This is a genomic window from Thauera sp. WH-1 (genome assembly GCF_047806685.1).
GTDB lineage: Bacteria > Pseudomonadota > Gammaproteobacteria > Burkholderiales > Rhodocyclaceae > Thauera.
On the sequence record NZ_JBLQGP010000001.1, the window covers coordinates 297,884 to 313,603 of the forward strand.

The window sequence follows — 15,720 nt, forward strand, 5'->3', positions numbered from 1 at the left end:
CAGCGGAGAGGGCCGGATCTGGAGGGCGGCCAAGGGGGCACCCTCTTGATTCACATCGAAGTTTCCGAAGTGCCTCAGGCGGCAGCCTGCAGCATACCTTCGTCGCGACGACGGCGCATGGCGGCCAGGCCGAACATGCCCAGACCAAGCAAGGCGAGGCTGGTGGGCTCAGGCACCGTGCCGCCCTGGCAAGCCGGATCGTTCGGGTTCAAGGTGCAGAAATCGAGAATCTCCTGCAGCTTGGATGCCGCAAAATCATCCACGAAGTCGGAAACGACCTGCTGGTCGGTCGTGTTCAGGCCATTGAGATCGTAGACGTTACCGCCATGGCCGGCCGCAAGTGGCCCGTACGAATTGATCGTACTCGTGCCCCTGAGAACGGCATTGAACAGCGCATTGTTGTCCGTGAGCAAGTCATCGATGATCGAATAGCTCACCGTGACTCCACCCACCGTGCCGTAAGACAGCGAAGTGCCGTTATGTGGTTCGTCAGTGAAAATGATGAGATTCTTGACCGAATCGCCACGATAGCTGAACAGCGAGGCCTGGTTGTCCAGTTCGTTGAGCGCAAAGGCGGTCGCGGTGTAGCCGGGCTCTGTCCCACCGTTAATCAGCAAGCCCTGCGCTGCGATCGCGAACGAAGCGGAGTCCGTCAGATCCGTCAACATGCGCGGAGCAACAGTCGAGCTGCCGTAGCCGACCAGGCCATAGCGAGCATCGATACCCCCAGCAGAGAGAATCGACGCGAACTGACCAATGTTGTTCCGCAAGTTCGCCTGCACATTCCCCATCGACCCCGACTCATCCACGATCATGATGATGTCGGTCTTGATCAGTGCCGCATTGGCTGCGGCACCAAAACCAACCGAGAGCACCGCAACCGCAGTTGCAGCGACGAGTTTCTTCAATTTCATGTTTCTCTCCTGAGTCTTGGTGGCCAATTCGCACCGGATCGGCGACTGGCACGATCAAGTTAAGCAAGACTCAGGCCAATCTATTTTTTTGTTTTTTTATTAATGCCTTATGGAAAAATTGGTCGCCATCAGGATTAAAAATGTAAGAATTCTCGACAGCTTGCGGCACGGCGTCTACGCGCAATAGCCACCCTTCAACGCCCGTCTGCCGGACTCTCGGTTTGCCCCATTGAGGTGTCCGGATTGCCCGTCACGCTACGTAGTGATCCACCAGCAGCAGCAGGAACAGCAGCATCAGGTGGGTGATCGAGAAGCGGAAAGTGCGGATCGCCGTGTCCGGTCGCGCGGCGAACTTGAGCCGCCAGGCATGGCGCAGGAACTGCAGGTTCAGCACCAGGCTGCCCGCCAGGTAGAGCCCCCCGCTCATGCCCACCAGATAGGGCAGCAGACACACCGCCAGCAGCAGGCAGGTATAGAGCAGCACCAACGTCTTGGTGAAGTCGATGCCGTGGGTGACCGGCAGCATCGGGATGCCGGCGCGCGCATAGTCCTCCACCCGGTGGATGGCGAGCGCCCAGAAGTGCGGCGGCGTCCACGTGAAGATGATCATCATCAGCAGCCAGGCCTCGGCGCTCACCGTGCCGGTCACCGCCGCCCAGCCCAGCACCGGCGGCAGCGCGCCCGCCACCCCGCCAATCACGATGTTCTGCGGCGTGGCCCGCTTCAGCAGCACGGTGTAGATCACTGCATAGCCGAACAGCCCGGCGAGCGTCAGCACTGCGGTGAGGGCATTGACCGCCACCAGCAGCAGCACGAAGCCCGAGGCCGCCAGGGTGAAGGCAAAGCTGAGCGCCTGCGCGCTGCTCAGGCGCCCATCGGGCAGGGGACGCAGGCGGGTGCGGGCCATGCGGGCGTCGATCTTCTGGTCGAGCACATGATTGAAGGCGGCCGCCGCGCCCGACACCATGGCGATGCCCAGGCTGGCCACCAGGATCAGACCAAGGTCGGGTACGCCTTCGCTCGCCAGCATCATGCCCACCCAGGCGGTGAGCACCAGCAGGGCCACCACCCTGGGCTTGGTGAGCTGGTAGAAGGCGCGCGCGCTGCCCGCCAAGTCTGCACACGCACCGATCGCCACGCCGTCGCGCTTGCTGCCGTCCATGCTCGTCTCCCCGTTCGTTCTCATCTTCGTCGCTCCCCCTCGGCCCGTCCCTCGCCCGCCGCGCCGGACCGGGGTCAGCGCTGCGCAGCGAGCCGTGCCGGCGCGCTCGCCGCCGCCCTCGGCGCCACACGTCGCAACTGGATCTGGCGCACCAGCACCCCCAGCACCGCGAGCAGGCAGGCGCCCACCACGTTGTGCGCCACCGCATTGGCCAAGGGCACCTGGGCGATGACGTTGACCAGGCCCAGCGTCACCTGCAACGCCAGCAGGCCGGCGAGCGCCAGCGCTAGGCCGCGCACGGCGCGCGCCCGGGCCCACCGCCAGCACAGCAGGGCGAAGCTGCCGATCACCAGCAGCGCGAGCAGCGCGCCGAGGCGGTGCAGCACATGGATGCTCATGCGGGCTTCGTACTCGAGCACGCCGAACTCGTAGGTCTCGTGGCCGAGCGGCAGGCTGAAAGCGGCGCGCAGCGAGAAATGCGAGGTCCAGCCGCTCTCGCACAGCGGCAGTTGATGGCACACGAGCGCCGCATAGTTGGCCGAGGTCCAGCCGCCGAGCGCGATCTGCGCCAGCGCCACGCCGAATGCGACGCAGGCGAAGGGAAACAGCGCGCCGAGTCGGGGCTCTGCCGTCGGCAGTGCGACCGGCACAGGCTCGGCCACCGCTCGTGCCGACGCCCCCCCCTCCGCCACCGGTGCCCGACCGAGTTCGACGCGCAGCAGCGCGAGCAGGGACAGCAGCGCGAAGCCGCCCAGCAGATGCGCCACCACCACCACCGGCATCAGGTTCATCGTCACCGTCCACATGCCGAGCGCGGCCTGGAACAGCACCAGCGCCAACAGCACGCTGCTCAGGCCTCGGGCGCGGCGCAGGCGCTGGGCGACAACGAAGATTGCCAGCACGCACAGGCCGAGCAGGCCGGCGATGTAGCGGTGCACCATCTCGTTGCGGGCCTTGAAGGGATCGACCTGGGCGTCGGGGAAGCGCGCCTGCACGGCCTCGATGTGAACATCCTTCATCGGCGGCGTGAGGCGGCCATAGCAGCCCGGCCAGTCGGGACAGCCGAGGCCGGCGTCGGTGAGCCGGGTGTAGGCGCCGAGCGCGATCACCATCAGGGTCAGCACCAGGGTGAGATTGACCAGCCAGGTGAAGCGCCTCATACCCCGCTCCTGTCGTAGTTGAGCAGACGCAGCAGGTCGCTGCGGATGTCGGTGGCGACCTGCACCGCGTGCGCGGGGTCGCCGTCCACCGCATAGCGCAGCAAGGCCAGGCCCTCGCGATTGATGAGCACGATGTGGCGCGTGAGGGCCGCATCGGCGAGTGCGGCCACCTGCCCACCCGCGCCGGCCGCGCCCGCCTCCCAGCGCACGCTCGGAAAGCGCTCGAGCACCGTCGGACTGGCGGTGGCGACCATCACCGGGCGCACCTGCTCCTGCTTGCGGCCGAGGCCGGCATGCAGTTGCTGCAGGATGTGCAGGGCCGACTCAGAGGCGGCCTCGCAGGCGGCATCGCAATCGCGCGGCTGCACGTAGGCGAGGCGCCAGTGGGCATCGGCCGCTGGCGCCGCCGGCAGCACCTGTACCTCGTGGTCCAGCCATTGGCCGCGATTGGTGGCGTGGCCGGCGAACCAGCCCTGCTCGAGCGCCAGCCAGGCCGCGGCCAGCGGCAGCAAGGCACAAAGCAGGAACAGGGCCATGAACTTACGGCTGCTCATGCGGACGCTCCTTGTGCTGGCTGGCCGCCAGCGCGACGACGATCACCGCCAGCGCCAGCAGTGCCCACTGCAGGGCATAGGCGCGATGGCGCTCGGCCGGCAGCACCACCGGCTGGTAGTGGATGTGGAAAGGCGAGCCCTGCTGCTGATGCACCACGCCGCGCACCAGCGGCACCGACACGAACGGGGCCAGCGCGTCGACATCGACCTGCTGGATGCGCATCGGCCAGCTGCCGCGGTTCTCGAGGTTGGTGCCGAGCAGCAGGCCGCCGAGCTCGGTGCGGAAGACGCCCTGCACGCGCAGTTGCGCCGGGATGGGCGGCAGCGGCAGGGCGTCGCGCGCGGCGGGCGCCTCGACCCAGCCAAGGTTGAGCAGCACGGCCAGCCCCGCGGCGCGCGGGTCGCTGCGATCGCCGACCGCAATCAGCACGTCGTAGCCCGCCCGGCCATCGACGATGCGGTTGTCGATCAGCCAGACGGCCGGCGCCAGCCAGCGCGCCTCGAAGTCGAGCTGCAGGCCGTCGACCGCGCCCCCCCCATCGCCGGCCTGCAGCAGTTGCGCCAGCCGCGCCAGACCGACCGCGCCCTGCTCCTGCCAGGCTGCGATGCGCGCCAGCGTCTGCGTCTTCTCGGTCGCGCGCTGCAGCTGCCACAGCGACAGGCTCGCCAGCAGCGCGCTCGCCACCAGGCTGATCAGGGCCCAGTGCCAGCGAATGACCCAGCAGCGCCGGAAGGCGGTAATCTTCATCGCCATCCCGCCGGAGCCTCGCCATGTTCATCAAGATCCTGCTCGTCATCCTGCTCGCCGTGGTGATCGTCAGCCTGTTCCAGGCGCTCTACGTGATGCTGAAGAACGACGGCTCGCACACCCGCATGTCGCGCTATCTGGGCCGCCGGGTTTATTTCTCGGTGGCGGTGATGGCGCTGCTCATCGTGCTGCTCGCCACCGGCGTGCTGACGCCCAATCCCCGCCCCTACTGAACGCCGCCCCGCCATCCGCGCCCCGGTCAGAGCACGTAGACGAAGATGAACAGGTTCAGCCACACCACGTCGACGAAGTGCCAGTACCAGGCCGCGGCCTGGAACCCGAAGTGCTTGTCGGCGGTGAAGTGGTCCTTGATCACGATGCGCAGCCAGATCACCAGCAGCAGGATGGCGCCGATGGTGACGTGCAGGCCGTGGAAGCCGGTGAGCAGAAAGAAGGTGTTGCCGTAGATGCCCGAGTCCAGGCGCAGGCCGAGGTCGCGGTAGGCGTGCACGTACTCGTAGACCTGGAAGCCGAGGAAGACCACGCCGAGCACGATGGTGAGCCCGAGGAAGAGCTTCAGGCGCGCGCGATTGTTGTGCTCGATGGCGGTGTGGGCGACCTGCAGCGTCACCGATGAGGCGAGCAGGATCAGCGTGTTGATGAGCGGGATGCCCGACCACGGCATGTGCTGGGTCTCGGTGCCGCCGGGCGTCTTCAGCAGCGGCCACACCGCGTCGAACTGCGGCCATAACAGCTCGCCGGTCATCGCGTTGTTGCCGGCGCCGCCGAGCCAGGGCACGGCCAGCACGCGCGCATAGAACAGCGCGCCGAAGAAGGCGAGGAAGAACATCACCTCGGAGAAGATGAACCAGGCCATGCACTGGCGGAAGGAACGGTCGAGCTGGTCGCTGTAAAGGCCGCTGGTCGATTCGCGGATGACGGTGCCGAACCAGCCGAACAGCATCACCACCAGCAGCGCGATGCCGGCCCAGAAGATGTAGAAGCCGCCGCTCCCATGGGCCTGCGTCAGCCAGGACGCCGCGCCATAGCCGATCAGCAGCAGCGCCAGCGCGCCGAAGATCGGCCAGCCGCTGTCGTGCGGCACGTAATACCTCTCGTGCGTGGTGCTCATGCTCATCCCTCCGTGGGTGCGTGGGCTGCGGTGCGCGCGAGCCGTCGTGGCTGCGGGCTTTTCAGCGGCTGGCGGTATGGGTGCTCTTGTACAGGCGGTAAGACAAAGTCATGTTCTTGAAGCGTTCGGGCAACTCGGGATCGATGTAGAACTGCACCGGCATGGACCGCGTCTCGCCGGCCGCCAGGGCCTGCTCCTCGAAGCAGAAGCATTCGATCTTCTTGAAGTAGCGCGCCGCCTCGCCCGGCGAAACCGAGGGCACGGCGGTCGCGACCACGGCCTCGCCGCTCAGGTTGTGGACCTGGAACTCGACGACCTGCAGATCGCCCGGGTGGATGCGCACGCGCTTGGTGAGCGGCACGAAGGTCCACGGCATGTCGGCATCGCTGCGCGCGAGGAAGTCGACGCTGACCTCGCGCGACAGGTCGATGCCGGCGGGCTTCGCCGCGGCCACGTTCTCAGTCTTGCCGTTGATGCCGGTGATGCGGCAGAACACGTCGTACAGCGGCACCATCGCGAAGCCGAAGCCGAACATCGCGACGCACACCAGCAGCAGCCGGCGCACCAGGCCTGCATTGCTCGTCATGACCCTTCCTCCTGGCGCCGCACGCCTACTTGACGACCGGCGGCGTATCGAAAGTGTGGTAGGGCGCCGGCGACGGGATCTCCCACTCCAACCCGTGCGCGCCTTCCCACACCCGATCGCTCGCCTTCTCGCCAATGCCGCGCATGCTGCGCACCACGCCCCACACGAAGAGCAGTTGCGACAGGCCGAACAGCAGGCCGCCGATGCTCATCAAGGCATTCAGGTCGGCGAACTGCAGCGCGTAGTCGGGAATGCGCCGCGGCATGCCGGCCAGGCCGACGAAGTGCATCGGGAAGAACAGGATGTTGACCGACACCAGCGAGCACCAGAAGTGGGTCTGGGCCAGGCGCTCGCTGTACATCACGCCGGTCCATTTGGGCAGCCAGTAGTAGACGCCGGCGATGATGCCGAACACCGCGCCGGTCACCAGCACGTAGTGGAAGTGGGCGACGACGAAGTAGGTGTCCTGGTACTGGAAGTCGGCCGGCGTGATCGCCAGCATCAGCCCGGACAGCCCGCCGATGGTGAACAGCACGATGAAGGCGAGCGCGAACATCATCGGCACCTCGAAGGTCATCGAGCCACGCCACATGGTCGCCACCCAGTTGAACACCTTCACCCCGGTGGGCACGGCGATCAGCATGGTGGCGTACATGAAGAACAGCTCGGCCGCCACCGGCATGCCCACCGTGAACATGTGGTGACCCCACACCAGGAAGGACAGGATGGCGATGCTGGCGGTGGCCACCACCATCGACTCGTAGCCGAACAGCGGCTTGCGCGCGAAGGTCGGGATGATCGCCGAGACGATGCCGAAGGCCGGCAGGATCATGATGTAGACCTCGGGGTGGCCGAAGAACCAGAAGATGTGCTGGAACATCACCGGGTCGCCGCCGCCGGCCGCATCGAAGAAACTGGTGCCGAAGTACTTGTCGGTCAGCACCATGGTCACCACCCCGGCCAGCACCGGCATCACCGCGATGAGCAGGAAGGCGGTGATGAGCCAGGTCCACACGAAGAGCGGCAGCTTCATCCAGCTCATGCCCGGTGCGCGCATGTTGAAGATGGTGACGATGATGTTGATCGCCCCCATGATCGAGGACACGCCCATCAGATGCACCGACAGCACGAAGAAGGCGGTGGAGTCGCTGCTGTAGGTGGTCGACAGCGGCGCGTAGAAGGTCCACCCGGCCGCCGGCGCGCCGCCCTCCATGAACAGCGTGGACAGCAGGATGGTGAAGGCGCAGGGCAGGATCCAGAAGCTCCAGTTATTGACCCGCGGCAACGCCATGTCGGGCGCACCGATCATCAGCGGCACCATCCAGTTGGCCAGGCCGACGAAGGCGGGCATCACCGCGCCGAACACCATCACCAGGCCATGCACGGTGGTCATCTGGTTGAAGAAGTGCGGATCGACGAACTGCAGCCCGGGCTGGAACAGCTCGGCGCGGATCACCATCGCCAGGCTGCCGCCGATGAACAGCATCGCCAGTGAGAACAGCAGGTAGAGCGTGCCGATGTCCTTGTGGTTGGTGCTGTACAGCCAGCGCGTGATGCCGCGCGGCTTGTGCTCGTGCTCCAGGTGCTGGCCGGGGTGCAGCGCGCCGGTGTGTTCTGTGCTCATTGCTCACTCCCCTTTCTGGATGGCGGCTGCCACATCGGCCGGCTGCACCATGTCGCCGGTGTTGTTGCCCCAGGCATTGCGCTCGTAGGTGATCACCGCGGCCAGCTCGCTGCTGCTCAACTGGCGGCCGAAGGCCTGCATCGCCGTGCCGGCCTTGCCGAAGACGACGATGTGGATGTGGGCGGGGATGTCGGTGGTGACCATCGCGCTGCCCTTGAGGCCGGGGAACACGCCGGGCAAGCCCTCGCCGGACGGCTGGTGGCACACCGCGCAGGCCGTGCCGTAGACCTTCTCGCCGAGCGCCATCAGCTCTTCCATGCTCATCGGCGCCGCCGCCGCATCGGCCGCCCGCGCCGCCTCCTGCAGCGCGACCTGCTCGGCCGCCCAGGCCTCGAAGTCGGCCTCGCTCTTGACCTCGACCGCAATCGGCATGAAGCCGTGGTCGCGCCCGCACAGCTCGGCGCACTTGCCGTGATAGAGGCCGGGCTTGTCGACCCGCGTCCAGGTCTCGTTGATGAAGCCCGGGATCGCATCCTTCTTGATCGCGAAGGCCGGCACCCACCAGGAGTGGATCACGTCGTCGGCGGTGAGCAGGAAGCGCACCTTCTTGCCGGTGGGGATCACCAGCGGCTTGTCCACCTCGAGCAGGTAGAGCGGATCCTTTTCCGCCTCGTTGGCGATCTGCGCGCGTGGGGTGGCGAGCACCGAGAAGTACTCGATCGGGTAGTCGAGGTACTTGTAGTGCCACTTCCACTGCGAGCCGGTGACCAGCACGGTGAGATCGGACTCGGAGGCATCCTCCATCGCGATCAGGGCCTGGGTGGCGGGGATGGCCATGACGACGAGGATGACCACCGGGATCGCGGTCCACAGCAACTCGATCTTCATGCTGCCGTGGAACTGGGCGGGCACGGCGCCGGCCGACTTGCGGTGGCGCACGATGGACCAGAACATCAGCCCGAACACGATGATGGCGATCACCACGCAGATGTAGAAGATCGTCATGTGCAGGCCGTACACGCGCTGGCTGATCTCGGTCACGCCACGCGTCATGTTGTATCTGCTCTCCTGGGCAAATACCGCCTGACTCAACAACAGAAACAGACCACCAAGACAGAACCGCGAATACCTTGCCGAATACAACATGCCCAGGATGTGGTGTCTCACTGCACGACTCCTATTTATCGTTTGCGGGGTCCCGGCGACCCTGTAAGCGGAGGTCTGCTGCAAGCTGCGAAGCCCTTGCCGGACGCGTCGTGCGCGCGACCTGACGATTCACTATAAGCGGGGAATCAGGAAACGCAAGAATCAGCGAGAACCTGAAGAAGAATTAGTCCAAGTCGAGAAAAAGCCCAAAAACAAGGACCCGTGGTCAATTGGGGGTTTCCTTGATGCGCTGAAGGATTCAGCCCGGCACTTCTCGTCGGCGCCAGCGAAGACGATCGACTTCAGCAAAAACGTCGGAATTTCTTACATCGCTGTCGATGATTCCCGACACGAATGCCGCTCTGGCATGGCCAATCAATGCCAAACGGATGAAACTGGCGCAAGCCCTAGCATCGAGGCGACAGGCATCGACGTGATCCACTTCACGAGGCGGGACCGAAAGCGGGACGACGGCATTCGTTCTCATGAGAAGCTGCGGACAGCTTGTCGATGCGCTTTACAGTCACACGCCCGATTCACCGCAGAGCGAAGTGGGCGGCCCACGGCAAGGATCGCAATACGACAAATTTACATATAATTCAGTCTCTTAAATTAGCAGGCACGGTACATGCTTTAGTCGATTGCAGGCCTCGTTGAAGCGGAACATCATCCCGAGGAACCGACTCGTGACTGCACGCCCGCACAGCCGCGCGCCGCTCACGAGCAAACTGACAATCAAGGATTCCACATGAACAAGAACGCAATCGCTCTCGGGCTCGCCACCCTCCTCCTGTCCGGAACAGCGTTCGCTGCGCCGGTTTTCAGCGACGACTTCAATCGCAAGAACTCCAACCATGTCGGCGCCGCATGGAGCGAAATCGAGCGTAATGGCAAAGATGTCGCAATCAGCAACAACGCCCTGCAGCTGCGCGACGTCCACCAGCATTCGAATAGCACCGCGTCCTCGCCGGATGCGGCAGCCACCTTCTCGGTATCGACGCTGGGACTGGACAACCTCCTCCTCTCCTTCGCCTGGGCGCCGCTGACCGCCTCCGAAGCGGGCGACACCCTCAACCTGAGCTGGCGCGTTGCCGGTGGCAGCTGGATGGACCTGTGGTCGACCGGCCTGGGTGGCAACGGAGCGTGGAGCACTGCCAACGTCGGACTCGGCGCTGCGGCCGCTGACCAGCAAAGCATCGACATTCGCTTCTGGACGGACGTAAGGGTGTCTTGGTGGTTCATCGTGAGCGACTCGCCCGCAAACGAGGGCGCACGGATCGATTGGGTCACCCTGACCGGCGATGCCATCCCCGTCGCCGTCGCCCCCCTGGCTCCCGAGCCGACCCCTACCACCCCCCCTGAGGCTTCTCAAGCCGTCCCCGAGCCCGCCTCCCTCGCCCTGCTGGGCCTCGGCCTCGCCGGTCTCGGCGCCCTGCGCCGCCGCCAACACAAAGCCTGACACGGCGTCCGCGCATAAAAAAACGGCGACCCGCGGGTCGCCGTTTTTCATGCCACAGATCGGTCGGCTCAGCGCTTGAAGCGCTCCTCGGCGATCGCGTCGGCCACTTCGCCGGTCGGCCGCTCTTCCTTGCGCGCGCGCTCGAAGACCTCCATCAGGTTGTCGTGGATGCCCTCGATATGCTTGAGCAGCGCGCTGCGGTCGAAACCGATGCGCTCGTGATAGACGTCGATGATGCCGCCGGCGTTGATGACGTAATCGGGCGCATACAGGATGCCGCGCTTCATCAGCTCGAGGCCGTGTCGCGGCTCGGCGAGCTGGTTGTTCGACGCGCCGGCGACGATCTTCGCCTTCAGCTGCGGGATGGTGCTGTCGTTGAGGATGGCGCCGAGCGCGCAGGGGGCGAAGACGTCGACGTCGAGGCCGAAGATCTCCTCGGGCGCAACCACGGTGGCGCCCAGATCCTTGCCGGCCTGCAGCAGCGGCTCGCGGTGGATGTCGGTGACCCACAGTTGCGCGCCCGCTTCCTTCAGCTGGCGGGCGAGGTCGAAGCCGACGTTGCCCACGCCCTGCACGGCGACGCGCAGACCCTCGAGCGAATCGCGGCCGAGCTTCTCCTTGACCGCGGCCTTGATGCCGATGAAGGTGCCATAGGCGGTGGCGGGCGAGGGATCGCCGCTGCGCGTGCCTTCATCCGAGGGTTTGTCTACGATGCCGGCGACGTGCCGGGTGAACTGCGCCATGTACTTCATGTCGGCGACGCTGGTGCCGGAGTCCTCGGCCGCGATGTAGCGCCCGTTCAGCTGTTCGAGCGCACGGGCGAAGGCGGCCAGCAGCTCGGGCGTCTTGTGCGTGCGCGGATTGCCGATGATCACCGACTTGCCGCCACCCAGCTTGAGGTTGGCCATCGCCGACTTGTAGGTCATGCCGCGCGACAGGCGCAGCACGTCGCGGATGGCCTCCTCCTCGGAGGCGTAGGGCCACATGCGGCAGCCGCCGAGCGCGGGGCCGAGGTTGGAATTATGGACGGCGATGATCGCCTTCAATCCGCTCTTGTCGTCGCTGACGAAGACCACCTGCTCGTGATCGGCAAAGTCGCTCAGGGAAAATACGGCCATGTTGTGTCTCCTTCCTTATGGGATCGTGGGTATGAACCGTCCCGCCGGCACCACTCGTGGCGGGCCGGTGGGACGGCGGGGGTAAGAAACGGGAGCGGGCTCAGCCCGGGATGATCGCGATCGTCTTGCGCGCCTTGGTCGCCACCAGCGCGCTCACCGGCCGGCGGTGGCGGAAGTCCTCGAGCAGCGCGGCTTGGCGCGGGCGAGCACTGGCGAGGTAGCGCTCGCGGACGTGACCGAAGCCGCGGATCTGGTCGGGGATGGCCGCCAGCTCGATCGCCGCCTCGTGGTTGCTGCGGTCGAGGTTCACGATGATCTCCTCGACGATGCGCTCGTAGTCGGCAATCAGCTCGCGGTCGAGCTTGCGGTCGTGGCTGCGCGCGAAGGGATCCAGCATCGAGCCGCGCAGATGGCGGAACTTCGCCAGCGTGCGCATCGCCTTCAGCATCCACGGGCCGTATTCCTTCTTCTTCAGCTCGCCGGTCTGCGGATCCTTGTCGGCCAGGGTCGGCGGCGCGAGGTGGAAGACGAGCTTGTAGTCGCCCTCGAACTGCTCCTCGACGCGCTTGAGGAAGTCGCTGTCGGTGTACAGGCGTGCGACCTCGTACTCGTCCTTGTAGGCGAGCAGCTTGTGATAGCCGCGCGCCACCGCCTCGGTCAGCAGGGTGATGCCCGGCGCGACCTTCGCTTCGGCGGCCCGCACGCGCTCGACCAGCTTGCCGTAGCGCTCGGCGTAGGCGGCGTTCTGGTAGTCGCTCAGATGGGCCTTGCGGCGGGCGATGACCTCGTCGACGCTGGTCGACAGCTTGTGGTGCGCGGGCGTGCCGAACTGCGGCTTGGCCGCCTCGATGACGGCCTTCAGATCCACCGCGGCGCGCCGCCCCCACAGGAAGGCGGCCTTGTTGGCCTCGACCGCGGCGCCGTTGATCTCGATGGCGCGCTCGATCGCCTGCCGCGACAGCGGCACCAGGCCGCGTTGCCAGGCGTAGCCGAGCATGAACAGGTTGGTGGCGATCGAGTCGCCGAGCAGGTCGGTGGCGATGCGGGTGGCGTCGAGGAACTCGGCCTTGTCCGCGCCGACCGCGTCGACGATCTGCGCCTCCATCGACGCCGCCGGGAACTGCGGATCGGGGTTGGCGCCGACGTTGCCGCTGCGCGCCTGGGCGGCGAAACCGCGCACGAACTCGCTGGTGTTGGTCTGGTCGCGGTTGATGACGACGCGGGTGAGCCCGTTCTGCATCTTGGCCAGAGACTCGTCGCTGGCGGCCACCACCAGGTCGCAGCCGATCACCGCATTGGCCTCGCCGGCGGCGACGCGGGCGGCGTGCAGCTGCGCCTGGCTGTCGGCGATGCGCACATGCGACCACACCGCGCCACCCTTCTGCGCCAGGCCAGCCATGTCGAGCACCGAGATGCCCTTGCCTTCCAGGTGCGCAGCCATGCCCAGCAGGGCGCCGATGGTGACCACGCCGGTGCCGCCGACGCCGGTGATCAGGATGCCCCAGGGCGCAGCGGTGGACGGCAGCTGCGGCTCGGGCAGCTCACCGGCAAGGCGGCCGAGCACGCTCGTGCCGCTCGCCTTGCCCTTCCTCAGCTTGCCGCCCTCGATGGTGACGAAGCTCGGGCAGAAGCCCTTCACGCAGGAGTAGTCCTTGTTGCACGAGCTCTGGTCGATGAAGCGCTTGCGACCGAACTCGGTCTCGACCGCGCCCACCGACATGCAGTTCGACTTGTCGCTGCAGTCGCCGCAGCCTTCGCACACGAGGTCGTTGATGACGACGCGCTTGGCCGGGTCGGGGAACTTGCCGCGCTTGCGACGGCGGCGCTTCTCGGCGGCGCAGGTCTGGTCGTAGATGATCGCGGTGGCGCCCGGCACGGTGCGCAGCTCGCGCTGCACGGCGTCGAGTTCGTCGCGGTGACGGATCGGCACGCCGTGCGGCAGGTCGGCCGGCCCATAGGCACGCGGCGTGCCGTCATTGACGACGATCACCGAACCCACGCCTTCGGCCAGCAGCTGGCGGGCGATGATCGGCACCGACAGGGTGCCGTCGTGCGGCTGGCCGCCGGTCATCGCCACCGCGTCGTTGTAGAGGATCTTGTAGGTGATGTTCACCTTCGCCGCGACCGCCGCGCGGATGGCGAGGATGCCCGAGTGCATGTAGGTGCCGTCGCCGAGGTTGGCGAACACGTGCGGCGTGGTCGTGAAGGGCGCCTGGCCGACCCAGGGCACGCCTTCGCCGCCCATCTGGCAGAAGGTCTGGGTGTGCTCGGGCGACAGCCAGGTCGCCATGTAGTGGCAGCCGATGCCGGCGATCGCACGCGAACCTTCCGGCACCTTGGTCGAGGTGTTGTGCGGACAGCCCGAGCAGTAGTGCGGCACGCGCTGGATGGCCAGGCGCGGCTTGGCGAGCGCGGCTTCCTTGGCCTCGATGAAGGCCAGCCGCGCCTTGATGCGGTCGGACGTGTAGAAGCGCGCGATGCGGCCGGCGATGGCGCGGGCGATCATCGCCGGCGTCAGCTCGCCGGCGGCAGGCAGCAGCCACTCGCTGTGCGGCAAGGCCCACTCGCCCTTCTCATCGAACTTGCCGATCACGCGCGGGCGCACCTCGTCCTTCCAGTTGTAGAGCTCTTCCTTCAACTGGTATTCGAGGAACTGGCGCTTCTCCTCGATGACGAGGATCTCGTCCAGGCCGTCGGCGAACTGGCGCACGCCTTCGGCCTCGAGCGGCCACACCATGCCGACCTTGTACAGGCGCAGGCCGATGGCGGCCGCCTTCGCCTCGTCGATACCGAGGTCGTCCAGCGCCTGGCGCACGTCGAGGTAGCTCTTGCCACTGGTGATGATGCCGAGCTTGGCGTTCGGGCTGTCGATGACGGTGCGGTTGAGCTGGTTGAGCCGGCAGTAGGCGAGCGCGGCATACAGCTTGTGGTGCAGCAGGCGCTTCTCCTGCACCAGCGGCGGGTCGGGCCAGCGCAGGTTGAGGCCGTCCTCGGGCAGCGGGAAGTCCGCCGCGGACGGAATCAGGGTCTGCACCTTGAAGGGGTCGAGCTCCACCGATGAGGAGGTCTCGACCGTGTCGGTGAGCGCCTTGAAGGCCACCCAGCAGCCCGAGTAGCGCGACAGCGCGAAGCCGTGCAGGCCGTACTCGAGGTATTCCTGGATGCCCGCCGGGGCCAGCACCGGCATCATCAGCGCCTTGAACACATGCTCGGTCTGGTGCGGCAGCGTGGACGACTTGGCGGCATGGTCGTCGCCCGCGATCACCAGCACGCCACCGTGCTTCGAAGTGCCGGCGGCGTTGGCGTGGCGGAACACGTCGCCGGTGCGATCGACGCCCGGCCCCTTGCCGTACCAGATCGAGAACACGCCGTCGTATTTGGCATTCGGGTCCAGGTTGACCTGCTGCGTACCCCACACCGAGGTCGCGGCAAGGTCTTCGTTGAGGCCGGCCTGGAAGCGGATGTGCATCGGCTCGAGGTACTTCTTCGCCTTCCAGAACTCCTGGTCGACGTTGCCGAGCGGCGAGCCGCGGTAGCCGGTGACGAAGCCGGCGGTGTTCAGCCCGGCGGCTTCGTCGCGCATCTTCTGCATCATCGGCAGGCGCACCAGGGCCTGGATGCCGGTCATCCAGGCGCGGCCGGTCTTGAGGGTGTATTTGTCGTCGAGGCTGACGTTGGGCAAGGTGTTCGACATGGTGGCGTGAACCGTCGCCAGTCTGGGTGCGAAGCGCGGTTGGCGCAGGCAGCCGACGGGCCGACGTTGTCTCCTCTGTGCGTGAGTGGGGTTGTGCTTGGTGCTGGGCCCGCAGCGCGGGTCATGGACCGGAATGCTAGAGCGCTCGCGTGAAAAGTTTTTTCGTTATAGCGGCTGGGCGGAGCGATATAAGGAATATTTTTCCTCTCATCAGGATTTACGATCCACGCCGTCCAAGCGGCCAACCATGGCTGCAGACAAAACAAGGCAGGGCATGACTGGGGGAGGCAGGCAGTGCCGGTGTGTCGGCAGGCTTCGAGATCCACACTTGGGTCGCAAGCACCGAAACGTCTAGAATCCGCCCCTTCCACAAGCCCCATGCCCACCGCGTCACAAGCGCGAAAATACTGAGGAGACAAGCAT

Annotated in this window: 14 protein-coding genes; 2 read left to right on the top strand and 12 right to left on the bottom strand. The window is 66.1% G+C overall.

Translation table 11 applies throughout. The annotated features are described in order from the left end of the window. Positions 1-74: 74 nt before the first annotated feature. The 5 genes from ACMV5O_RS01430 to ACMV5O_RS01450 all read right to left on the bottom strand — a co-directional run bounded on the left by ACMV5O_RS01430 (position 75) and on the right by ACMV5O_RS01450 (position 4,538). On the bottom strand, positions 75-914 hold the full coding sequence (locus ACMV5O_RS01430) for a VWA domain-containing protein (protein ID WP_416161787.1): 840 nt from the start codon (positions 912-914) through the stop codon (positions 75-77). A 250-nt stretch (positions 915-1,164) separates the two neighbouring features. Next, positions 1,165-2,076: a heme o synthase gene (gene cyoE, locus ACMV5O_RS01435; RefSeq protein ID WP_416161788.1), complete on the bottom strand. Its 912-nt coding sequence runs from the start codon at positions 2,074-2,076 to the stop codon at positions 1,165-1,167. Between the two features lie 74 nt (positions 2,077-2,150). Next, entirely contained in the window at positions 2,151-3,236 is a 1,086-nt protein-coding gene (locus ACMV5O_RS01440) for a COX15/CtaA family protein (protein WP_416161789.1), read from the bottom strand. Beyond that, positions 3,233-3,790 carry a hypothetical protein gene (locus ACMV5O_RS01445; protein ID WP_416161790.1) on the bottom strand — a complete coding sequence of 186 codons (558 nt, stop codon included), beginning with the start codon at positions 3,788-3,790 and terminating at the stop codon, positions 3,233-3,235. Before ACMV5O_RS01445 ends, ACMV5O_RS01440 begins: the two co-directional genes overlap by 4 nt. After that, positions 3,777-4,538 (bottom strand): SURF1 family protein, encoded by a 762-nt coding sequence (locus tag ACMV5O_RS01450; protein ID WP_416161791.1) that lies wholly within the window; start codon positions 4,536-4,538, stop codon positions 3,777-3,779. The genes ACMV5O_RS01445 and ACMV5O_RS01450 overlap by 14 nt, the downstream gene beginning before the upstream one ends. A 23-nt stretch (positions 4,539-4,561) precedes the next feature. Here ACMV5O_RS01450 and ACMV5O_RS01455 point away from each other — a divergent pair, with 23 nt between their 5' ends. Continuing rightward, complete coding sequence (locus ACMV5O_RS01455; protein ID WP_416161792.1) at positions 4,562-4,771, top strand: DUF2909 domain-containing protein; 210 nt, start codon at positions 4,562-4,564, stop codon at positions 4,769-4,771. Positions 4,772-4,797: 26 nt separating this feature from the next. Here the strand turns inward: ACMV5O_RS01455 and ACMV5O_RS01460 are convergent, their stop codons facing one another. The 5 genes from ACMV5O_RS01460 to ACMV5O_RS01480 all read right to left on the bottom strand — a co-directional run bounded on the left by ACMV5O_RS01460 (position 4,798) and on the right by ACMV5O_RS01480 (position 9,513). After that, the gene (locus ACMV5O_RS01460; protein ID WP_416161793.1) at positions 4,798-5,670 is read right to left on the bottom strand and encodes a cytochrome c oxidase subunit 3; all 873 of its coding nucleotides are present in this window, start codon (positions 5,668-5,670) and stop codon (positions 4,798-4,800) included. 61 nt (positions 5,671-5,731) lie between these two features. Next, positions 5,732-6,256, bottom strand: coding sequence for a cytochrome c oxidase assembly protein (locus ACMV5O_RS01465; protein ID WP_416161794.1), 525 nt, complete (start codon positions 6,254-6,256; stop codon positions 5,732-5,734). 25 nt (positions 6,257-6,281) lie between these two features. Beyond that, a complete protein-coding gene (gene ctaD, locus ACMV5O_RS01470) occupies positions 6,282-7,880 on the bottom strand; it encodes a cytochrome c oxidase subunit I (RefSeq protein WP_416161795.1) in 1,599 nt (532 codons plus the stop codon). A 3-nt stretch (positions 7,881-7,883) separates the two neighbouring features. Further along, on the bottom strand, positions 7,884-8,933 hold the full coding sequence (coxB, locus tag ACMV5O_RS01475) for a cytochrome c oxidase subunit II (RefSeq protein WP_416161796.1): 1,050 nt from the start codon (positions 8,931-8,933) through the stop codon (positions 7,884-7,886). 352 nt (positions 8,934-9,285) lie between these two features. Continuing rightward, complete coding sequence (locus tag ACMV5O_RS01480) at positions 9,286-9,513, bottom strand: hypothetical protein (RefSeq protein WP_416161797.1); 228 nt, start codon at positions 9,511-9,513, stop codon at positions 9,286-9,288. 261 nt (positions 9,514-9,774) lie between these two features. On the opposite strand from ACMV5O_RS01480, the gene ACMV5O_RS01485 reads away from it, so the two are divergent. Further along, positions 9,775-10,485 (top strand): PEP-CTERM sorting domain-containing protein, encoded by a 711-nt coding sequence (locus ACMV5O_RS01485; protein WP_416161798.1) that lies wholly within the window; start codon positions 9,775-9,777, stop codon positions 10,483-10,485. A gap of 68 nt (positions 10,486-10,553) precedes the next feature. On the opposite strand, the gene ACMV5O_RS01490 is transcribed toward ACMV5O_RS01485, so the two are convergent. Next, the gene (locus ACMV5O_RS01490) at positions 10,554-11,603 is read right to left on the bottom strand and encodes a Glu/Leu/Phe/Val dehydrogenase dimerization domain-containing protein (protein WP_416161799.1); all 1,050 of its coding nucleotides are present in this window, start codon (positions 11,601-11,603) and stop codon (positions 10,554-10,556) included. Between the two features lie 100 nt (positions 11,604-11,703). Further along, the gene (locus ACMV5O_RS01495; protein ID WP_416161800.1) at positions 11,704-15,297 is read right to left on the bottom strand and encodes an indolepyruvate ferredoxin oxidoreductase family protein; all 3,594 of its coding nucleotides are present in this window, start codon (positions 15,295-15,297) and stop codon (positions 11,704-11,706) included. Positions 15,298-15,720 lie beyond the last annotated feature (423 nt).